Genomic DNA, 18,873 nt, shown 5'->3' on the forward strand with positions numbered 1-18,873 from the left:
CGATAGGTATTTATACAACGTATAAATAAGGAGATTGAGATGATCACCGGGCACGTTTTCATCGCGACCAGTTTGGACGGCTTCATCGCCCGCAAGGACGGGGACATAGCTTGGTTGCTGGAGCGCGACGAACCGGCGGAGGATCACGGATACGACGATTTTATCGAGAAGATTGACGTCATCGTTATGGGTCGCGGCACGTTCGAAAAAATGCGCGATGAACGCCCGTGGTTCTACACACGCCCGGTTCTTGTCCTCTCAGCGTCGCTGAAAGACCAGGACCTACCGGCAGACCTTGCCGGCAAGGTGCGGATTTCAGACAAATCGCCTCAACAGGTGATGGAGATGCTCGAAGCCGAGGGGCACCGGCGCGTCTATGTCGATGGCGGAAAGGTCATCCAGTCGTTCTTGCGCGCGGGGCTGATCGCCGACATGACCATCACGCAGGTTCCGGTGCTGCTTGGCGAGGGCCGCAGTCTCTTCGGCGCCACCGCCTCGGACATACCGCTCACGCATGAGGATACCAAGAGCTTCGCCTCCGGTCTCGTCCAGTCACGCTACCGGATCGCCACATGACCCGTCCGCGAGGACGCCCGCATCGGGACAAGGCGCCCGCCTCGCGCGAGCAGATTCTGACGGCCGCGCTCGAACTATTGGATACCGGCGGCGTCGAGGCCTTCACGATGCGGGCGCTTGCCGACCGACTTCGGGTCAATCCGATGACCATCTACCATCATTTCGGAGATCGCGACGGCTTGATCGACGCCTTGTCCGAACATGTCTATGCAGAGGTTTCCACGCCAGCCGCTGGCACGTTTCACGACCGGATCAGATCGCTTCTGAATGCCTATCATGACCGCGTGATAAGCTACCCTGGCCTTACATTGCTCATCTTCAGGCAACCCGCAGTCTTTCCCCGGCAGGCACAGCGGATAACCGATGACATTGACCAACTCCTGGTAGAAGCCGGATTGCCGTCATCGCGGTCCAGACTTTGGCTGAACATACTTGTTGATTTCACGCATGGCGCGGCTATCGCAGCCGCGATGGGCGATAGGTCAAACTCCGCCGTCTCGGGCGCAAAGGACGATTACGACAATACGCTCACGGAGTTGCTCAAAGGAATGGAGACCTGACCGCGACAGCCAGCGACGGCGGAGGGCCCTATGCCGTTGGATGATTGGTCTCGTTAGGCTCGTCGACGAGTGTGCTATACTGCTGAATTGCGTCATGGTGGTGGTGGAGGCGCGACCATTCAAACCTCGTCTTACGGAGATGCCACCATGATTGTTGCTATCCTCGGAACCATCACGGCAATTGCAGTCCTCAGTTGGTTGCTGTTCACGCTCGCCATCTATGCCTTGCCCGCGTTCGCCGGAGTGGCGGCAGCGTTGTGGGCCTATCAGACCGGTGCAGGCCTGCCGGGCAGCGTCCTTGTCGGACTTGTCGGCGCAGTCCTTTTGTTCGGCCTTGTGCAGTTCCTCATCCTGTTCGCGCGGCCCATGTGGGTGAAGCTCGCCGTTGCGCTCGCCTTCGTCGCACCTACCACCCACGGCATCGTCAAACATCTCATGCCGGCGGAGACCTGGCAGACCGTCTTCTCCGTGGTCGGTGCGGTGGCGGTCGGCATCACGGCGTTCGTGCGCGTGACCTCAATGACCCCGTCCGGGCCTGTCGGACAGACGCCTGCCAGCATCTGAATGCCATTGCAGGCGAAGCGAGGACAGGGGCCGAGATCTGTTGCCGCGCCCGTATCGAAGGCTGAGCGAAGCAGAGACTCGGTGCGGAACGCATCGACGATTTCGGTCGAGAACCGGCATGCCCGGACGGCATGGCGTAGTCTGCCCCGAACAGCGCGACCGGTGTCGAACTCACATTGGCTTTGGTTTCGCATCGGACTGCATCGCTAGGTATGCAACGAACTGGCCGGCAGGGCAGAGACGACTTCCGTGCCTTCGCCGGACATAACCCGGGGCACTCAGAGCTGCCATTCCCTCCTTGAACGATCCCTGTGAGCCGACCGCTCCAAACGGCCTCTTCAATGGGCTGATCTGGCCGAAGACCGGCTGCGCCTCGATCGCCCATGACGCAATGACATGCGTCAAGTTTCTTCCCCTGCCGGCTGCGCCGCCATTCCTCGCGAGTCAAGAAACCCGCCGGATCGCCATCCTTCGCTGACGCTGCGGTCGCAAGCGATGCGCCGTCGATCGCCTCCGGCCTCTCCGATCGCCATCGAGGCCGCAATGGTGCGGGCTCGAACCCAGTGATCAAGGAGAACTACCATGGCGACCATCGGCACCTTTAAGAAGTCCGGTAACGAATACACCGGCGAAATCGTCACCCTAAACGTGCAGACAAAGAACGTTCGCATCGTCCCTGAAACCAATCAGACCAGCGAGAACGCGCCCAGCCACCGCGTCCTGGTCGGCCGCGCCGAAATCGGGGCCGCATGGTCCAAACAGTCAAACGAGGGCCGCGACTATCTCGGCCTCAAGCTCGACGATCCGAGCTTCACCGCTCCGATCTATGCCAACCTCTTCGACGACGAGGACGACGGGTACAGCCTCATTTGGTCCCGTCCCACCCGCCGCAACGGCGAGTGAGGCCCGACAGGTTCCCGCCCGGTAAAGCCGGGCGGGACCTTTCTTGCCTTCCATCAAGGCCGATTACGCCTGATCATCCGGCAGAACGAGTTCAAGCTGACGACGCTCGCCGGGTTCGTCCTCATCCCCTTCGGCCTCTTCGGCAAGACCGCGTTCATGGCTGAGCGTGTGCTCGGCAACGTGATCTCGTCGGGCATCAAGGTGCTGGTCCTCGCTGTCATCATCGGGATCGGCTCGACCCTGTTCTCACAGTTCACCGCTGGCTTCGGCGGCGTCACGCCGACGATCGACGAGGCCATGGCCGTGGTGCTCGCGGCACTGTCACTGCTTGGCCTCGGAATTTTCGGGCCGGGCATCGCCAATGGCATCGTTTCCGGAGGGCCACAACTCGGCGCGGGTGCTGCGGTCGGAACCGGGCTTGCCGTTGGTGGCGCTGCCCTGGCGGGTGCCGGTGCTGCGGGTCTCGCAGCGAGAGGCGGCGGCATGGCACTCTCCGGCACGGCCGCCGCCGCGCGCGGCGGCGCATCGGCCGCAGGTGGAGCCGCGACTGCCTATAGTCTCGGATCGGCCGGTCAGTCCGGCGCAGCCGGCGTCGCCTCCGGTCTCGGTGCGGTTGCGAGCACCGGCGCGAAAGCTGCCGCGTCGCCGTTGCGGCGCGCCGCATCCAATGCTTCCGGCGCTATGCGACAGAGTTTTCAGTCGGGCGCCCGGTCAGCCTTCGAGACGACCGGCGGAACCTTGGGCAATACCGCCAGCGCCGCGGGTTCCGCCGCAGTTCCATCCGCACCAACGGACGGCGCGCCTGACTGGGCGAAGCGCATGAAGCGCTCGCAGCGTCTCTCCCACGGCGTCCAGGCCGCCGCGCATGCCGTGCGCTCCGGCGACAGCCACGGCGGCGCCAGTTCTGTCAATCTTTCCGAGGGGAATCGCTCATGAGCTTCTTCAAACGATCCACCACCCATTACGGCAAAGCCCCCGAACCGGTGACGCCATATCAACGCGCGGCCCAGGTCTGGGACGAACGCATCGGTTCCGCCCGCGTGCAAGCCCGCAACTGGCGTCTGATGGCGTTCGGCTGCCTGATCCTCTCCGGCGGCTTCGCAAGCGCCCTGGTTTGGCAGTCCACCACCGGCAATGTCGTGCCCTGGGTCGTCGAGGTCGACAATCTCGGCGAGGCCCATGCGGTCGGACCGGCCGACGCCAGCTTCGAGCCGAGCGATCCGCAAATCGCATTCCATTTGGCCCGCTTCATAGAGCAGGTGCGTGCGATCCCGGCCGACGCGATCATCGTTCGCCAGAACTGGCTGCGCGCTTACGAGTTCACCACCGACCGCGGCGCGCTGGCACTCAATGACTATGCGCGCGCCAACGACCCTTTCACACGAGTTGGCGAGCAACAAGTTGCCGTCGAGGTCTCCAGCGTCATCCGCGCCTCGCCGAATTCCTTCCGCGTGGCCTGGACGGAACGGCTCTACGAGAACGGCCAGCTCTCGACGACCGAGAGATGGACCGCAATCCTGACCATCGTCATCCAGCCGCCGCGCGACGCCGAGAGGCTTCGCGCCAACCCGCTCGGCATCTACGTCAATGCCATCAACTGGTCGCGGGAGATGGGTCAATGAGCACGATCACCCGCAAATCTGCGTTCCCGGTTTTCCATATAGCCGCATTGCCGCTTGTGCTGATTTCCGCATCGGCGCTCGCCGGATGCGCCACCTATCGCCCGCCGGAGATAAGCTACGATGACAGCGTGCCGCCGCTGCCGAGGGTCGAAAGACCCGAGGCCGACGAGCGTCCGCGTCCGCTTCACACGCCGCCGACCTGGACCGTTGCACGAGGTGGTTCGGATGCGGCGACGCCGACCGGCCAGGTGGAGAACGCCAATGCGGCCGCGCGCGTCGAGCCCCGCCGGGAAGGCTACTACAACGCCATCCAGATTTATCCCTGGAGCGAGGGAGCGCTCTATCAGGTCTATGCCGCGCCCGGCCAGATCACCAACATCGCGCTCGAACCGGGCGAGGCGCTGACCGGGGCGGGACCGATCGCCGCCGGCGACACCGCTCGCTGGATCATCGGTGACACGGAGAGCGGTGCGGGAACGTCGCGCCGCGTCCATATCCTCGTCAAACCGACGCGGCCAGACATCGTGACCAATCTCGTCATCACCACCGACCGCAGGACCTACATGATCGAGTTGCGGTCGCGCGACGATCCCTACATGCCCGCTGTCGCCTGGGCCTATCCCCCGCCGCCCGCCACACAGCGCGCAACGCCGACAACACCGAGTATCCCGGTCGCGTCGGCGCGCCACTATCGCTACGGACTGCAGGGCGACAGCCCGCCCTGGCGGCCGGTCTCGGTCTTCGACGACGGGCGGCGGGTCTATATCGTCTTCCCCGCCGGGATCGTGCAGGGCGAGATGCCGCCGCTCTTCGTCCTCGGTGCGGACGGCGAGCCGGAGATCGTCAACACCCGCATCTATCGAAACATCCTGATCGTCGATCGTATCTTCGCGGCGGCCGAGCTGCGGCTTGGCGGAGGCGACCGTCAGCAGACCGTCAGGATCGTGCGTACCGACGGGAGGCCCGGATCATGAGCGACATCGATAACACCAGGGAGGAAGATGTCCCGCTCGAAGCACCGTCCGCCGACACCGCCGAACCGATGCGGCTCCGCGGAACCCCGCCGCGTGTGACGCGGCTCTCGCGCCGGGCTCTCGCGGGCCTCGGTCTGGTCGGAGCGCTCGGTGTGGGTGGAGCCCTGATCTACGCGCTTCAGACGCCGGACAACGGAACCGGCGGAGGCGAGCTCTATTCGACCGAGAACCGCAATACCGCCGATGGATTGAACGACCTGCCCAGCGACTACACTGGTCCCGTGCTTGGTCCACCTCTTCCCGGCGACCTCGGCCGTCCGATCCTCGACGCCCAGGAGCGTGGACAGCCGGTTCCGCCGCCAGCGATCAACGCGCCAGCCGTCGATCCGGAGGAACAACGACGGCTTGCCGAAGAGGAAGCGGCGCGCACCAGCCGGGTGTTCTTCCAGACTGCACCTGGCGCGGCGCGGGAAACATCAGCGGCAAACCTTGCTGGGCTCAATCTCGGCAACCAACCGGGCGCCACACAGAACAACGATCTCGCCTTCCTCAACGCCCCGGTGGACCGGCGTACCGTCGCACTCGACCGCGTCATCCCACCGGCATCGCCCTTCGTGCTGCAGGCCGGGTCCGTCATTCCGGCAGCGCTGACTACCGGAATCCGCGCCGACCGTCCCGGTCAGATAACGGCACAGGTCACCCAGCACATCTACGACAGTCCCACCGGCAGCATGGTGCTGATCCCGCAGGGTACGCGCATCATCGGCGAGTACAGCAACGACGTCACCTTCGGCGACCGGCGTGTGCTTCTCGTCTGGAACCGGCTGATCTTCCCCAACGGCCGTTCGATCGTTCTTGAACGCCAGCCTGGCGCCGATACCCAAGGCTATGCCGGACTTGAAGACGGGGTCGATTATCACTGGTGGGACCTGGCCAAGGCGGCCGGCCTCTCGACCCTGCTTTCGGCCGGGGCCGAACTCACCATGGATGACGACGACCGTCTGATTCAGGCCATCCGCAATGGCGCGCAGGACACGTTCAACGATGCAGGCCAGCAGAACGTCCAGCGCCAGTTGCAGGTCGCACCGACGCTAACGATCCGGCCGGGCTTCCCGGTGCGTGTCATGGTCACCCGCGATCTCATCCTTGAACCCTATGGAGGCTGAGCCATGACAGCCAAGCTGAAGCTCTCATCCGTTCCAGATAACAAACCCGTCAAGCTGAGTGTGGAGCTTCCATCTGACGTACACCGCGATCTTCTCGACTATGCCGCCGTGATGGCGCGCGAAACCGGACAGGCAGCGCCCGAACCGGCGAAACTGATCGCGCCCATGCTTCAGCGATTCATGGCAACGGATCGAGTTTTTGCTCGCCTACGGAAGGCGTGCTCCCGAGAGGTGTGAATTCATTTCCTTGGGCGCCCAATCAGAAGTTCCGCGTCGAACACGTCCAGCTAACGTATGAGCAACACTGATGAAGCGGCGCAGCGCGGGATTGTCATTCTGATGAGACCAGACGGCGCTGAAAGGAACCATGTCGGCGGGGTCAACCAACGGACGCAGCACGAGATTGCGAAGCTTCACGTCGGCCCAGGCAGCAGACACCAGCGTGATCCCCTGTCCGAGGCTCACAAGATTCATCAACGTCTCCTGGACGACTGCTTTATAAAGAACTTTGGGATAAGTACTGTAGTCCGCCGCCCGGCGAATGATATAATCATGCACTTCTGGTCCGGGCGCTGACCGACTGACGATAAAACACTCACTCCTCAGTTGCTGCCATTCGACTTGCCGACTGCCGGCCAAAACGTGAGTTTTTGGCAAGGCGACATGGACACGCTCCTCCCAAAGTGGCGACGCCTGACAGCCCGCGATCTCGCAATGTCCAGTCACGAATGCCACATCCAATCGCCGCCGTCTGATAGCGGCAACATGCTCGTCACGGCCGCCATCTCGAATGTCGATTGTTATGGTTGGATTCTCTGTTGCGTAGCAGCTAACAAGTTCACGCAGGAAGCCTCCGGCGAGTGAGGTGAGAATGCCGACGCGGACCACGCCAACCTCTGCTCGGCCAGCAACCGCCGCCATCTTTTCGGCGAGATCAAGTTGCTCCAAAGCTGGCTTCGTTTCGCGAAGCAGGCGTTTTCCAGCATCCGTCAGGTATGAACCAGTGAATCTCCGTTCGAATAATGAGACGCCTAGTTCATCCTCAAGCTGACTGATGGCACGGCTGATGCTGGACTGTTCTACACGTAAAGCTTCGGCAGCTTGCCGAAAACTTCCATTCTCTGCCGCAGCAATTAGATAGCGAAGCTGACCAATCTTCATCGCGATCCGATCTACTCGTCTAGAATTTTTTCTCTGCCAAGCGGTCGAGGTAATGCCGAAAGCTCGAAACCGCGCTTTCTGCTGTCTCCTGGCCGACGAGAACGGCGGTTCCTAGACCATGTATCAGGCATATAATGATCTTTGCTTCGATCTCGGGATCGATTGAGCCAGGAAATTCACCATCGAATTTGCCCTTTTCCAACAGCGAAGCGATCCGCTCCTGTTGCCGGTCGGGACCATTCACGAATGTCCGGTCGGAAATTTCCGGGTCGGTCATCGCGAGCATCGCGTAGGACGTCCAGAGCAGATGAAACTGGCGGCTTTCATGATCTGTAGGGAGTGCAACGGCGAAGTACGCCTCAAGCGTGGCGCGCGCGCTGGGGCCCGGCCCCAGCGCGAGAAGACTGGCCCTTAATCGTTCATTGCTGGTCTTCTCCAGAGCGGTAAGGCCCGATTGCATCAGCCCTGCCTTAGTATCGAAATAATACTGCACCGATCGCAGTGAAATATTCGCTTCTGCGGCAACGGCGCGCAATGAAACAGAATGCAAGCCCTCGCGCGCGGCGACACGCATAAAGGCCTTTAGGATTATGGAACGTCGTTCGTGGTGATCGACAGTGCGTGGCATTAGCGGCTGGCTTCGCTTACAACGATTCGTTATGATACAAGTGTATCACAACGAATCTCCGTCGTCATCTTTTGTAAGAGCTGAACGCCATGTTGTTATCGCCTCCCAAGATTCCGCGCCGCCTCTGGATCGTCGCTGCCATCACTGGTTCAGGCGCTTTCATGGCAATGCTTGATTCAACCATCGCCAACCTGGCCTTAGAAACAATCCGTTCTGAACTGAGCGCGCCCTTATCGTCTGTTCAGTGGGTCGCCACCGGCTACTTGATAGCACTCGCCGTCTCTCTGCCACTTACCGGCTGGCTGAGTCGACGATTTGGAGATGGTCGCCTTTGGAAGGGCAGCATCCTGGCTTTTGTACTCGCCTCGATCGGTTGCGCGCTGGCGGAAACAGTGACGCATTTAATTGTTGCGCGCTGCTTTCAGGGGCTGGCTGCGGGCCTCATGGTGCCCGCCGGACAAGCGGTTTTGGCATCCACCGCCGAACGACGCCAGTTGGGTCGGCTCATGGGGGTCGTGGGTTTCGCCATCGCCCTTGGGCCAGCATTGGGACCAGCTTTCGGAGGTGCCCTGATTGACACAGCTTCTTGGCGGTGGCTGTTCCTGATCAACGTGCCGGTGGGTGGCGTCGCCCTGATCGGCGCCGCGCGCCTGGTGCCGCCCGGGGAGACGTCGCCGAACGCTCAAATAGACCTTCGCGGATTGACCCTCGCCGGTTTCGGTCTCCCGCTGCTGCTTTATGGTGCGGCGGAGATCGGATCGAGCAGTATCAGTATGTCGTCCGCCGCCATCTTGAGCCTTGGGATTGGATTGACGACCATCTTTGTCATCCACGCCCTCCGAACTCCCGCTCCCCTGATTGATGTCACTCTTCTTTCGCGTTCGGGTTTCGCGGCACCAGTCTTGACCGCGGGATTGACCGGCGCCGCCATGTACGGCGGATTGCTCCTTCTGCCGATCTTCTTGCAGCGCAGCCTGGGTCAGACTCCGACGGAAGCAGGCTTCATGCTCATGGCTATGGGTCTCGGGTCCGCCTGCATTCTGCCGGCGGCCGGATCGTTCACCGATCGCTACGGACCAAGAGGGGTATCACTGACCGGGGCTGGATTGCTGATTTTGACGACAATCCCGTTCGTCTCGTCAGGGCCGCTAGTCACTGCGGGCATCGCAATTATTCTCGTTGTCCGCGGAGCGGGGCTGGCTTTGGCCCAAATGCCGGCGATTACCGCGGCGTATAACGAAGTTGACGAGGCGGAGACCGGTGACGCCGCGACCTTGATAAACATAAGTCAGCGCATCGGAGGGGCATTGGGCGCGATCGCCATCGTGGCGGTCATTGAGCAACTGGGCGATGCTCCGTTGGGGCCGGCTTATCAGGTCGCGTTCGGCGCTTTGATCCTCGTTTCGGTCGGCGCACTGCTGGCTGCGACACGCATCGCGGCGCCTCGCCAAGGAAGGTGAGCATTGAGTCCCGCGGCATCAACTCAGGCGTCTTCGTAAACTGATGCAGGAAGATCTTGGACCTTCCGTTCGATGTGGAACACGAGACGTGCCTACACTTCAAGTGATGCCGGGATCTGTTGCGGTCAAGGGTCTGGTTCTCCCTCAGTTTTGATGGCGCGTGCGCCGAGCTGCTCTTGAAGCGGAAGCTGTCGTTTCCGGTTTCGAGGATGTGGCAGGTCCTCGACTGCCGGACACCTAAGCAAACGCTTGCCTTCCGCACCCCATCTGCTTCAGAGATCACAAGAATGGACTGGGGTAGAACCGTCGGGCTGCCGCACGATTCAGGTAGTGCATGAAATGAGGAGCGAGCTTGAACAAGGGAATGCGTCATCGCAGGTGGCACGTTTCGCCATATACGTTCACTCTGACAAATTACGTCGCGCCGCCGGAGCGAAGCCGTGACGTCGACTGACCCAAACGACTGTCAGGGCGAACAGAAGTATACCAATCAGCGTCCACGGAAGTACCCCGACACCGGCCTTCTCTAAAAGTAGTCCACCAGCAATGCCACCACCCGCCATGGCAAGGTTCCAGATGGTGACGATCATGGACTGTGCGATATCGGCGGCTTCTCCAGCGGCCTTTGCCGAGGCAGTCTGAAATAGCGTAGCGGCACCGCCCCAGGCCAGTCCCCACATCCCGACGCCGATGATTACCGCAGTATCGCTCGTGCCTAGAAGGCCGAGAACGAGTGCGGATGCAAGGAATAGCATTGTGCTGCCAAGTACTAGTTCGCGAAGCCAGCGATCGATGAAAGTGCCGACGATCCAGATACTCGCCAGCGCAACTACGCCGAAAATCAAAAGTATGATATCAACACTGTCGCCTAGCCCGGACGGCTTTAGGAAGGGTGCGACGTATGTGTAGAGCGTGTTATGAGCAAGCACGAATGCGAAAGTGACGAGTAAGACAGCGCGTATTCCCGGTATTCTGACCACATCCATTAGGGAAAGCCGCTGCTCACTCGCTTGGCCGGGGAAATCAGGAAGTTGCCTTGCTGCCCATACATACAGGATCACCGCCAGACAGCTCAACAGGCCAAAGACCTCGCGCCATCCCGTGACCGAGGCCAGAAAAGTGAATGCTGGGATTCCAATTGAAAGAGCTAAAGGGATTCCGACCATCGCTAGTGTTATTGCCCGTCCCTTGAGGTGGTCGGGAACCATTCGTACGGCGTAGCCGGCGACGAGCGCCCACAATAAACCGGCAAAAACCCCAGCAATAAACCGTGCGACGATGGTTAGAGGATAGCTTGTCGACAGAGCCGTCACCAGATTGACTGCGGCGAAGCCGCCAATTGCGATTAGCAATACCGGCCGCCTCCGAAAGCCTTGCGTAGCCGCTGTTAGAGGAATTGCCGTAAGCAACGTCCCGGCGGCATAGACGGTAACTAGTTGACCTATCAAGGCTTCCGAAACAGCTAAGCTTCGACTCATTGCCGGCAGAATGCCCGCGGGGAGCGCTTCCGTTAATACAGTGACGAAGGTGGCGAGCGCGAGCGCTAAAAGCTTCACCGTTGGCAGTTGCTCCTGCGGTTCAGCGTCCACTGGAGAATTTGGGAAGCAGTCGATCGGAGCTTTGTATGCCTGATCTGTCGAAGTCATAGGGAGCCTTTGCCGCTGATTGTACTGATAGCGGTGAGAGGTGGGTCGTATCAGCCCCACCCCATCGCTGTGGCCTATCATCTATCTGATGCTGAGTGCGGACAATTGCGCTACAATTCCAAACAATGCGGAATATAATTCGGAAATGGTGTTCAGATGGATACGCTTGGAACCTTGAGGATCTTCGTCCAAGCAGCGGACTCGGGCAGCTTCACCGTCGCCGGACGACAGCTGGGCCTGTCTTCATCCGCAGTGGGAAAAGCGATCGCACGGCTGGAAGAGCATCTTGGCGTGCGCCTTCTTCATCGCTCTACACGCACGGTCACGCTGACCCCGGAGGGTGGGTGCTTCCTAGAACGCAGCCGGCGCATCTTATGCGAGCTGGAAATCGCCGAGATGGAAGTCTCCAAAGCGCGGACCACGCCAAGCGGTACAATGCGCGTAAGCTTGCCACTCGCTGGCATGTTAATGATGCCGGCACTTACTGCCTTCATGCAGGCTTATCCCGCGATCGACCTCGATCTTGATTTCACAGATCGGCTCACCGACGTGATTGAAGAGGGTTTTGACGCAGTCATTCGCGCGGGTGAAGTTAAAGACTCGCGCCTAATGACACGCACTCTGGGGCCGTTCCGCCTCATACTGGTATGTTCGTCCGATTATATCGACCGTAACGGAATGCCCTCCGAGATTGAGCATCTCAAGAACCATGCTTGTCTTCATCATCGATTCGCATCGAGCGGAAAGCTGGAACGCTGGCCGCTTCTCAGAGATGGCCAACCGATCGACATCGACCTCCCGCGCACTGCGGTAGCGAATACTATTGAGCCTTTGATCGATATGGTGGCGGCAGGCCTCGGCATCGCCTGCCTCCCTGACTTTGCCGTCGAAGGGCAATTAAGGAGTGGCGAGTTCAAGGTGGTGCTTAACGAGCATGCCTACCACGAGGGCATATTCCGTATTTTGTGGCCGTCGAGCCGTCATATGTCCTCCAAACTTCGGGCTTTTGTGGACTTCATGGGCAAACATCTGTTTACTGAGCGATAATCCAGCACGATCCACGTCCGGAGAAGGATTGGGGACGAATGTTAGGATGACACGCTCTGGATGACACGCGCTAGCTCCCGCTTCAGCTGCCGGTTCTCATCGGCCTGATCCCCATCTTTGGAACCTCCGACCCGTAGTTCTTGCGGCACGTGTAGAGCAAATGGGCACTCATCCCCAGACGCTGCGACACCTCCGAAGCCGGATATCCTCGCTCGGTGATCTGACGCGACGCGTCACGCTTGAAATCTTCGCTGAAATTGCCTTTGCCCATAGGCCTCCTTGCCTGACAATTAGGGAAGAAGGCGTCTACAAATCTAGAAGCTATTTAGTCTCCACCCGGACGGCAACAATGTCGAAACGGCCTGGCATGGGCCGGCGAGGAGCTCGGCTGAAGCGTTAAGATAACAGCTTCGTAGAGGTTCCCATGACGACGTCACGACGACCGCGTGAGCCTATGCCCGATGCCGTCGCGATTGATCTTTAGAAAAGCTGGTCTTCGACAAAAGCATGATAGCTGCCCGTCCTATCAACCCAACAATCATCAGGGATTCGGGCTAGCCTCAAAGGTGTTGCACCGGATAGCTTTGCTCCCACTTGCCAACAGGCCGCAACGCACACCTTTAGCAGTGCTCGGTTTCAAAAACTTTTGAGAAATGGCGCACCCGACAGGATTCGAACCTGTGGCCTTCGCCTTCGGAGGGCGACGCTCTATCCAGCTGAGCTACGGGTGCTTGCCGTGTCGCAACTGCTTACGCAGTGCTTACGTGAACTTTTCGCGAGTTGAAAGATCAGAACGAGGGCCTCGCAAATCCTTGTTCTAACTATCTCTTTTCGTCTCCTCTTTGTCGCCCAGCCCCTTGACATCAGCCTTCGGAGGGCAGCGCTCTATCCAGCTGAGCTACGGGTGCTTCCGGCGGGGTGGACCCGCGGACGCGGTGCCAGTTCGACACCGGGGATGCGAAGCGTTCTTACAGGATCGCGCCAGCCGCTTCAACCAGCGAATTGGCCCCTCCCGCCGCACGGGATAACCGGTGGCACGCCGCCACGGCGCGCAGGCAGCGGCAAGGTCGGCAGGCGGGCTGCCGTGGCCGGGCAGAGCGGCCGGCAAAGGCCGGAAGACGCGGCCAGCCGGCAGGCTGCCGATCTGCCGCCGTCCATCAGCTCCGGTTGCCCGCTACAGGAAGACGGGAGGCCGCCAGCATGACTGGCGGAGACCCGCAGAGACCTCAAGTCCGCCTCTGCCGCTGCCATCTACTTCGGCGACCCGCCGGCGGAGGGGAGAGGGATCGGCCCTCAGCGGCTGGATTGCAGACCGGCCGGTGAGGTGCGGGCGGTCGATGCACCGAAACAGACCGCAAGCGCCTCGTTGGTGCGCCGGGCAGGAACGCTTGGATCCCGCGCTTTCCCTGCTGGACTGCGTCCTCGTGCCGAACGGGCGAGCGCCCTTCTACAGATCGAGGACGATGCGGCCGCGGCCGCGGGAGACGCAGGGCATCAGCCGGGTTTTCTGGCGCCTGGGGTCGAGCACCACGTCGCGGTGGACGACCTCGCCTTGCAGATAGCCGCATTCGCACGAGCCGCAGACGCCGGATTCGCATGAGGTCGGCAGCTCGATGCCGCCTTCCGCCAGCACGGCAACGAGGCTGCGCTCCGCCGGGACGGGAAGGACCGCGCCGGTGGAGGCGATCACCGCCTCGAAGGGCTCGGGCACGAATTCGCCGGGATCGAGCGCGGCGAACCGCTCGGTATGGAAACACTCGGCCGGCCAGCCGCGCGCCGCCACCGCCGCCTCGACGGCCTCGGCCAGGCGCGGCGGGCCGCAGACGAGGACGTCGGCCTCGGCAGGCTCGGCCGCGAGCACAGCGGACGCATCGAACCGGCGCCCCTCGTCCGGAAACCAGGTGACGAGACGGTCGCCGCAGACGGCCGCGACCTCGTCCAGCAACGGGGCGGCGGCGCGCGACCTTGCGCAATAGTGGAAGGCGAAGTCGGCATTCTGTTGGGCGGTTTGGTGAGCAAGCCGGCGCGCCATCGCCAGCAGCGGTGTGACGCCGATGCCGCCGGCAACGAGAAGCGTGCGGCGGGGCACCTCCGGCAGCTCGAAATGGTTGCGCGGGGCGGCGACCGTCAGCAAGGCGTCCGGCGCCAGCGCCGCGTGCAGCCAGGCGGAGCCGCCGCGCCCGGCCTCCTCCCGCCGCACGGCGATGAGGTAGTGGCTGCGGTCGTCCGGGTCGCCCCAGAGCGAATATTGCCGCACGCCGAGCCCGGGCACATGCACATCGACATGCGCCCCGGCGGTCCACGCCGGCAATTGCGGCCGGCGCGGATGCTCGAGACGGATCGCGAGGACATCGCCCGCATCCCGGCGCAGCTCCGCGACCCGGAGCTTCATGACAAGCCTCGCGACCATGGCTCAGTCCAGCATCTCGATGGTGTCGCCGGGGCGGATGGTGCCGCCCTTCTCGATGCCGCAATTGAGGCCGGAGCGGTTGTAGAGCGGCAAGAAGACCTCCATGCCCAGCAGCGTCTCCAGGTACTTGCACGGGAAGTTGAGCCGGCCGCCGCGCAGGATCACCTCGCCGACGCGGAAGCGCCGCCCGACCAGATGGTTCAGCGGCACGCCGCGCACCGTGAGATTGCGCCGGTGGTCGACCGGCTCCAGCACCACCGGGCCGGACTGGAGCGGGGGATCGTTGCGGGCCAGCGCATCCAGCGCCTCCTGCTCGATCAATGTCACCTCGCGCACGTCGGGACGGGCGGAATAGGTGCCGGTGCCCAGGAAGTAGCGGTCCCCCTCGATGCCGCGGCCGGCAACGCAGACCGCCTCGTCCAGTTCCTCCATCTCGAAGCTGGCTTCCGGCGCGATGTGGATGTGCAGCAGCTCGCCGGTCCAGCCGGTGACGCCGCCCTGCCGGCCCAGCGCGTCGATGGCGGCCGGGTGGCTGAAGGCTTCCATCATTTCGGGTGCTTCGCTTGCCATGGCGGACCTCACTTCACCCGGACGGCGACGGCTTCGATCTCGACCAGCGCATCCTTGGGCAGGCGCGCGACCTCGATCGCCGAACGGGCGGGCGGCTCGCTCGGGAAGGCCTTGGCATAGACGCCGTTCATGGCGGCAAAATCGTCCATGTTCTTCAGAAAGACCGTCGTCTTGAGCACCGAGGCGAGCGAGGCGCCGGCGGCTTCCAGCACGGTCTTGAGGTTGTCGAGCGAGGCCTGCGTCTGCGCCTCGACGCCCTCCACCAGCTGGCCTGTCGCCGGGTCGATGGGCAGCTGGCCGGAGACGAAGACGAGATCGCCATAGGCGACGGCCGGCGACAGCGGCACGCCGGGAACGGTGACGGACGGAGGGGCGATGACAGTACGGGACATGCGTTTCCTTTCGGGTTGGGCCGGGCCCGGTGCCTGGTTCAGTAACCGAGGGCGCCGGGCAGCCAGAGAACCAGCGCCGGGAACAGCAGGCAAAGCCCGAGGCCGGTGAGCTGGAGAAGCGTGAAGGGGATCACCCCCTTGTAGATGTCTCCCAGGGTGAGATGGGCGTGGCCTGCCTGCCGAAGGTAGAACAGCGCCGGCCCGAAGGGAGGGGTGAGGTAGGAGGTTTGCAGGTTGACCGCGACGACGATGGCGAACCATAGCAGAAGCTGGTCGGAGGGCACCGTGTCGCCGAGGTCCAGCGACAGGACGATGGGCCGGAAGACGGGCAGGATGATCAGGGTGATCTCCAGCCAGTCGAAGAAGAAGCCGAGCAGGAAGATGATCGCCATCAGCAGGACGACGAGCGTCCAGTCATGCAGGTCGAGCAGGTCGATCACATGGATGATGGCATCGTCGCCGCCGAGCTCGCGGAAGACGTAGGAAAACAGCGTCGCACCGCAGAAGATGCCGAAGATCATCGCATTGGTGAGCGCGGTGCCGCGTGCCACCTCGCGCAGGAGGCGGAAGGACAGCCGGCCGTTGAACAGGGCAAGCAGCGTTGCCCCGAAGGCGCCGATGCCGGCGGCCTCCGTCGGGGTGGCAAGGCCGCCGACGATGGAGCCGAGCACGAAGACCACCAGCAATGTGGGCGGCACAAAGCCCTTGAGCACCAACATCCAGATGTCGGCAGCGGCCTCGTCCCCCGGCTTTGCCATCCGGGGCATGCGGTCCGGCCGGATCAGCGCCATGACGACGATGAAGACCAGGTAGAGGCCGGAAAGCAGCAGGCCGGGAATGACCGCGCCGGCGAACAAGTCGCCGACCGGGATCGCCAGCATGTCGCCCATCACCACCAGCATGATCGAGGGTGGGATGAGGATGCCGAGCGTGCCGGAGGCGGCGATGACGCCGGAGGTCATGCCCTTGTCGTAGCCCCGGTCGACCATCACCGGCAGGGCAAGCATGGCCAGCATCACCACCGAGGCGCCGACGATGCCGGTCGTCGCCGCCATGATGGTGCCCATCAGGACGACGGCGAGCGCCAGTCCGCCGGGCACCCGGCGCATCAGCACCGAGAGGATCTCCAGCAGGTGGCGGGCCACCCCGCTCTTTTCCAGCATGATCCCCATGAAGATGAACATGGGGATCGCGACGAGGACGAGGTTCTCCGCGATCGACCCCCAGATGCGGCTGACGATGAGGAAGAGCTGCATGGGGTAGAACATGTCGAACGCGCCGCCGAGGGCGGCGAAGGCAAGGCCGACGCCGGCAAGGCAGAAGGCGACCGGAAAGCCGGAGAACAGGATCAGCACCAGACCGCCGAGCATGGTCAGCGGCAGAACGACTTCGAACGTGCTCACAGGCCCACCTCCTCGTGCCGGGAGGGAGGTGCCGGCGGGGGCGCGGCCCCCATCAGCCGGGCGATCTGCTCGGCGATGACGCCCAGCGCTGCGGAGAGCAGCGTGGCGAAACCGATGAGCAGGGCCGACTTGATGATCCAGCGATGGGTGAGGCCCGTCTGCGAGGCCGAGGCTTCGCCGAGCAGGTAGGAGCGCTCCACGAAGGTCCAGCCGTAATAGAGGACGATCACGCAGAACGGCACGACGAAGAGCAGCGCGCCGATCAGCTCGATGACCGCGACGGTCGTCTCGCCGAAGCGGGTGTGCAGGACGTCGATGCGCACATGCTCGCCCTCGACATAGGCATAGCCGAGGGAGAAGAGGAACAGAGCGGCATGGAAATGCCACTCCAGGTCTTGCAGCTTGGTCGAGCCGAGCACCACGAAGCGGCGCGTGATCACATCCACGACGACGGTCAGGATCAGGAGGACGACGAACCACGCCGCCGCCTGTCCCAACCGCCGCGCGAACGCCTTCAGGAAATGGGCCGAAGCCAGAAGGAGGGTCATGGCTTACTTGAGGTACCCCAGCTCCTTCCAGGTGGCGTAGTCCGCCCGGAAGCTGGAGAAGCTCTCGTAGGCCCGCTTGAAGTCGGGATCGGCCGCAACCTGCTCGGCGATGACCTCGTCGGACGCCGCCTTCAGCTTGGCCAGATCCTCGTCCGACCAGCGGTGCAGCTGCACGCCCTTCTCCTGCAGCTCCTTGAGCGCCGGCAGCTGGATCGCCTCGCCCTCGGCGATGCCGTAGCGCACGTTGTCGCCGCACACCGCCTCGATCTGGGCCTGCTGGGTCTCGCTCAAGGCGTCCCAGCGGTCCTTGTTGATCATGAGGTCGAAGAAGGTCGACTGCTGGTGCCAGCCGGGGAAGTAGTAGTGCTTGGCGATCTGCCAGAAGCCCATGTTGAGGTCGATGGCCGGCTGCACGAATTCCAGGCCGTCGATGACGCCGCGATCGAGCGCCGGATAGACGTCGGGAGCCGCCAGAAGCTGGGCCGAGACGCCGAACTTCTCCAGCGCCTTGGCACCGAGACCGAAGAAGCGCAGCTTGAGGCCCGCAAGGTCCTCCACGCTCTTGACCTCGTTGCGGAACCAGCCGGAGCCCTCGGGCGCCAGCATGCCGCACATCACCGACTTGATGCCGTATTTCGCGTAGATCTCGTCGAAGATCTCCTTGCCGCCGCCGAAATAGAACCAGGCCATGTATTCGGGCGAGGACGGGCCGAAGGGCAGGGCCGCGAAGACCTGGAGCGCGGGCACCTTGCCGCCCCAGAAGCCGGGGGTGGAGAAGGCCGCGTCGATGGCGCCGACGGAAACCGCGTCGAAAGTCTCGAGCGGCGGCACCAGGGCGCTGGGTTCGAAGAAGCGGATCTCGATGCTGCCGCCGGACACCTTGGCGATCTGTGCCTCCAGCCGCTTGCCGAGCGTGCCGAGCTGCGGCAACGAGCTGGAGAAGGTGCCCGCCATCTTCCATTTGACCTTGGCATCCTCGGCCTTTGCCCCGGTCACGAATGCGGTCGTCGCCAGAAGCGCAATCGCGGCTCCACGCAGAAGTCCAGTGATCTTCATGTGGGTTGTTCCCCTGCATGCCCGATTTGTAGACAACGTTGCCTAATAGGCAACCAGAAAATCGACCGCCGGGCGTTTTCACGGCCGATGCGGCAATATGAGCAAGGGACATGCCAGATTTACCGGGAAGCGCCCTCTGGACGCCCCGGGCATCGTTGCCTATAGGACAAAGCTCGTGATTTTGCCC

The 18,873-nt window shown here is 62.5% G+C and carries 19 protein-coding genes, 1 tRNA gene and 2 pseudogenes; 11 read left to right on the forward strand and 11 right to left on the reverse strand.

Features of this window, described 5'->3' with window-relative positions:
* Nucleotides 1-39 precede the first annotated feature (39 nt).
* The 9 genes and pseudogenes from ACVJ6E_RS16380 to ACVJ6E_RS16420 all read left to right on the forward strand — a co-directional run bounded on the left by ACVJ6E_RS16380 (nucleotide 40) and on the right by ACVJ6E_RS16420 (nucleotide 6,602).
* Nucleotides 40-576 (forward strand): dihydrofolate reductase family protein, encoded by a 537-nt coding sequence (locus ACVJ6E_RS16380; RefSeq protein WP_120269891.1) that lies wholly within the window; start codon nucleotides 40-42, stop codon nucleotides 574-576.
* Nucleotides 573-1,136: a TetR/AcrR family transcriptional regulator gene (locus tag ACVJ6E_RS16385; RefSeq protein ID WP_120269892.1), complete on the forward strand. Its 564-nt coding sequence runs from the start codon at nucleotides 573-575 to the stop codon at nucleotides 1,134-1,136. The genes ACVJ6E_RS16380 and ACVJ6E_RS16385 overlap by 4 nt, the downstream gene beginning before the upstream one ends.
* 147 nt (nucleotides 1,137-1,283) lie before the next feature.
* Nucleotides 1,284-1,700 (forward strand): hypothetical protein, encoded by a 417-nt coding sequence (locus ACVJ6E_RS16390; protein WP_120269893.1) that lies wholly within the window; start codon nucleotides 1,284-1,286, stop codon nucleotides 1,698-1,700.
* A 582-nt stretch (nucleotides 1,701-2,282) separates the two neighbouring features.
* The gene (locus ACVJ6E_RS16395; protein ID WP_120269894.1) at nucleotides 2,283-2,603 is read left to right on the forward strand and encodes a DUF736 domain-containing protein; all 321 of its coding nucleotides are present in this window, start codon (nucleotides 2,283-2,285) and stop codon (nucleotides 2,601-2,603) included.
* Between the two features lie 75 nt (nucleotides 2,604-2,678).
* Nucleotides 2,679-3,539 (forward strand): annotated as a pseudogene (locus ACVJ6E_RS16400) (type IV secretion system protein); the annotation flags it as partial.
* A complete protein-coding gene (gene trbF, locus ACVJ6E_RS16405) occupies nucleotides 3,536-4,225 on the forward strand; it encodes a conjugal transfer protein TrbF (RefSeq protein WP_120269895.1) in 690 nt (229 codons plus the stop codon). The pseudogene ACVJ6E_RS16400 and the gene trbF, both read left to right, overlap by 4 nt.
* Nucleotides 4,222-5,199, forward strand: a complete 978-nt coding sequence (gene trbG / locus ACVJ6E_RS16410) for a P-type conjugative transfer protein TrbG (protein ID WP_120269896.1) — start codon at nucleotides 4,222-4,224, stop codon at nucleotides 5,197-5,199. Before trbF ends, trbG begins: the two co-directional genes overlap by 4 nt.
* Complete coding sequence (locus ACVJ6E_RS16415; protein ID WP_120269897.1) at nucleotides 5,196-6,365, forward strand: TrbI/VirB10 family protein; 1,170 nt, start codon at nucleotides 5,196-5,198, stop codon at nucleotides 6,363-6,365. The genes trbG and ACVJ6E_RS16415 overlap by 4 nt, the downstream gene beginning before the upstream one ends.
* A gap of 3 nt (nucleotides 6,366-6,368) precedes the next feature.
* Nucleotides 6,369-6,602, forward strand: coding sequence for a DUF2274 domain-containing protein (locus ACVJ6E_RS16420; RefSeq protein WP_120269898.1), 234 nt, complete (start codon nucleotides 6,369-6,371; stop codon nucleotides 6,600-6,602).
* Here the strand turns inward: ACVJ6E_RS16420 and ACVJ6E_RS16425 are convergent.
* Nucleotides 6,573-7,526, reverse strand: coding sequence for a LysR family transcriptional regulator (locus ACVJ6E_RS16425; protein ID WP_120269899.1), 954 nt, complete (start codon nucleotides 7,524-7,526; stop codon nucleotides 6,573-6,575). The two genes, ACVJ6E_RS16420 and ACVJ6E_RS16425, sit on opposite strands and share 30 nt — an antisense overlap.
* 19 nt (nucleotides 7,527-7,545) lie before the next feature.
* The gene (locus ACVJ6E_RS16430) at nucleotides 7,546-8,154 is read right to left on the reverse strand and encodes a TetR family transcriptional regulator C-terminal domain-containing protein (RefSeq protein ID WP_199681375.1); all 609 of its coding nucleotides are present in this window, start codon (nucleotides 8,152-8,154) and stop codon (nucleotides 7,546-7,548) included.
* A gap of 161 nt (nucleotides 8,155-8,315) precedes the next feature.
* Between ACVJ6E_RS16430 and ACVJ6E_RS16435 the strand changes: the two genes are divergently transcribed.
* Complete coding sequence (locus tag ACVJ6E_RS16435; protein ID WP_199681383.1) at nucleotides 8,316-9,614, forward strand: DHA2 family efflux MFS transporter permease subunit; 1,299 nt, start codon at nucleotides 8,316-8,318, stop codon at nucleotides 9,612-9,614.
* A gap of 401 nt (nucleotides 9,615-10,015) precedes the next feature.
* Here ACVJ6E_RS16435 and ACVJ6E_RS16440 read toward each other — a convergent pair whose 3' ends face one another.
* Nucleotides 10,016-11,260, reverse strand: a complete 1,245-nt coding sequence (locus ACVJ6E_RS16440; protein ID WP_120269901.1) for an MFS transporter — start codon at nucleotides 11,258-11,260, stop codon at nucleotides 10,016-10,018.
* Between the two features lie 156 nt (nucleotides 11,261-11,416).
* Between ACVJ6E_RS16440 and ACVJ6E_RS16445 the strand changes: the two genes are divergently transcribed.
* A complete protein-coding gene (locus ACVJ6E_RS16445; RefSeq protein WP_120269902.1) occupies nucleotides 11,417-12,307 on the forward strand; it encodes a LysR family transcriptional regulator in 891 nt (296 codons plus the stop codon).
* A gap of 56 nt (nucleotides 12,308-12,363) precedes the next feature.
* Here the strand turns inward: ACVJ6E_RS16445 and ACVJ6E_RS16450 are convergent.
* The 8 genes and pseudogenes from ACVJ6E_RS16450 to ACVJ6E_RS16485 all read right to left on the reverse strand — a co-directional run.
* Nucleotides 12,364-12,578: pseudogene (locus tag ACVJ6E_RS16450) on the reverse strand (transposase); the annotation flags it as partial.
* 383 nt (nucleotides 12,579-12,961) lie between these two features.
* Nucleotides 12,962-13,038, reverse strand: a tRNA-Arg gene (locus ACVJ6E_RS16455).
* A 716-nt stretch (nucleotides 13,039-13,754) separates the two neighbouring features.
* Nucleotides 13,755-14,699, reverse strand: coding sequence for a PDR/VanB family oxidoreductase (locus tag ACVJ6E_RS16460; RefSeq protein ID WP_491676484.1), 945 nt, complete (start codon nucleotides 14,697-14,699; stop codon nucleotides 13,755-13,757).
* A gap of 21 nt (nucleotides 14,700-14,720) precedes the next feature.
* Nucleotides 14,721-15,287 carry an MOSC domain-containing protein gene (locus tag ACVJ6E_RS16465; RefSeq protein WP_097174371.1) on the reverse strand — a complete coding sequence of 189 codons (567 nt, stop codon included), beginning with the start codon at nucleotides 15,285-15,287 and terminating at the stop codon, nucleotides 14,721-14,723.
* A gap of 8 nt (nucleotides 15,288-15,295) precedes the next feature.
* Nucleotides 15,296-15,679 carry a RidA family protein gene (locus tag ACVJ6E_RS16470; protein ID WP_067224563.1) on the reverse strand — a complete coding sequence of 128 codons (384 nt, stop codon included), beginning with the start codon at nucleotides 15,677-15,679 and terminating at the stop codon, nucleotides 15,296-15,298.
* Nucleotides 15,680-15,717: 38 nt separating this feature from the next.
* The gene (locus ACVJ6E_RS16475) at nucleotides 15,718-17,082 is read right to left on the reverse strand and encodes a TRAP transporter large permease (protein ID WP_491676485.1); all 1,365 of its coding nucleotides are present in this window, start codon (nucleotides 17,080-17,082) and stop codon (nucleotides 15,718-15,720) included.
* The gene (locus ACVJ6E_RS16480; protein WP_120269905.1) at nucleotides 17,079-17,630 is read right to left on the reverse strand and encodes a TRAP transporter small permease subunit; all 552 of its coding nucleotides are present in this window, start codon (nucleotides 17,628-17,630) and stop codon (nucleotides 17,079-17,081) included. The genes ACVJ6E_RS16475 and ACVJ6E_RS16480 overlap by 4 nt, the downstream gene beginning before the upstream one ends.
* 3 nt (nucleotides 17,631-17,633) lie before the next feature.
* The gene (locus tag ACVJ6E_RS16485) at nucleotides 17,634-18,686 is read right to left on the reverse strand and encodes a TRAP transporter substrate-binding protein (protein WP_120269906.1); all 1,053 of its coding nucleotides are present in this window, start codon (nucleotides 18,684-18,686) and stop codon (nucleotides 17,634-17,636) included.
* Nucleotides 18,687-18,873: the final 187 nt, after the last annotated feature.

The organism is Stappia sp. G46H5W, from assembly GCF_058448995.1.

What these genes read in the sequence shown, in the direction of transcription:
- trbG (WP_120269896.1), top strand. Translation starts at nt 4,222, where the DNA reads ATGAGCACGATCACCCGCAAATCTGCGTTCCCGGTTTTCCATATAGCC.
- ACVJ6E_RS16485 (WP_120269906.1), bottom strand. Translation starts at nt 18,686, where the DNA reads ATGAAGATCACTGGACTTCTGCGTGGAGCCGCGATTGCGCTTCTGGCG.
- ACVJ6E_RS16385 (WP_120269892.1), top strand. Translation starts at nt 573, where the DNA reads ATGACCCGTCCGCGAGGACGCCCGCATCGGGACAAGGCGCCCGCCTCG.
- trbF (WP_120269895.1), top strand. Translation starts at nt 3,536, where the DNA reads ATGAGCTTCTTCAAACGATCCACCACCCATTACGGCAAAGCCCCCGAA.
- ACVJ6E_RS16470 (WP_067224563.1), bottom strand. Translation starts at nt 15,679, where the DNA reads ATGTCCCGTACTGTCATCGCCCCTCCGTCCGTCACCGTTCCCGGCGTG.
- ACVJ6E_RS16395 (WP_120269894.1), top strand. Translation starts at nt 2,283, where the DNA reads ATGGCGACCATCGGCACCTTTAAGAAGTCCGGTAACGAATACACCGGC.
- ACVJ6E_RS16390 (WP_120269893.1), top strand. Translation starts at nt 1,284, where the DNA reads ATGATTGTTGCTATCCTCGGAACCATCACGGCAATTGCAGTCCTCAGT.
- ACVJ6E_RS16430 (WP_199681375.1), bottom strand. Translation starts at nt 8,154, where the DNA reads ATGCCACGCACTGTCGATCACCACGAACGACGTTCCATAATCCTAAAG.
- ACVJ6E_RS16420 (WP_120269898.1), top strand. Translation starts at nt 6,369, where the DNA reads ATGACAGCCAAGCTGAAGCTCTCATCCGTTCCAGATAACAAACCCGTC.
- ACVJ6E_RS16415 (WP_120269897.1), top strand. Translation starts at nt 5,196, where the DNA reads ATGAGCGACATCGATAACACCAGGGAGGAAGATGTCCCGCTCGAAGCA.
- ACVJ6E_RS16440 (WP_120269901.1), bottom strand. Translation starts at nt 11,260, where the DNA reads ATGACTTCGACAGATCAGGCATACAAAGCTCCGATCGACTGCTTCCCA.
- ACVJ6E_RS16425 (WP_120269899.1), bottom strand. Translation starts at nt 7,526, where the DNA reads ATGAAGATTGGTCAGCTTCGCTATCTAATTGCTGCGGCAGAGAATGGA.
- ACVJ6E_RS16465 (WP_097174371.1), bottom strand. Translation starts at nt 15,287, where the DNA reads ATGGCAAGCGAAGCACCCGAAATGATGGAAGCCTTCAGCCACCCGGCC.
- ACVJ6E_RS16480 (WP_120269905.1), bottom strand. Translation starts at nt 17,630, where the DNA reads ATGACCCTCCTTCTGGCTTCGGCCCATTTCCTGAAGGCGTTCGCGCGG.
- ACVJ6E_RS16460 (WP_491676484.1), bottom strand. Translation starts at nt 14,699, where the DNA reads ATGAAGCTCCGGGTCGCGGAGCTGCGCCGGGATGCGGGCGATGTCCTC.
- ACVJ6E_RS16380 (WP_120269891.1), top strand. Translation starts at nt 40, where the DNA reads ATGATCACCGGGCACGTTTTCATCGCGACCAGTTTGGACGGCTTCATC.
- ACVJ6E_RS16445 (WP_120269902.1), top strand. Translation starts at nt 11,417, where the DNA reads ATGGATACGCTTGGAACCTTGAGGATCTTCGTCCAAGCAGCGGACTCG.
- ACVJ6E_RS16435 (WP_199681383.1), top strand. Translation starts at nt 8,316, where the DNA reads ATGGCAATGCTTGATTCAACCATCGCCAACCTGGCCTTAGAAACAATC.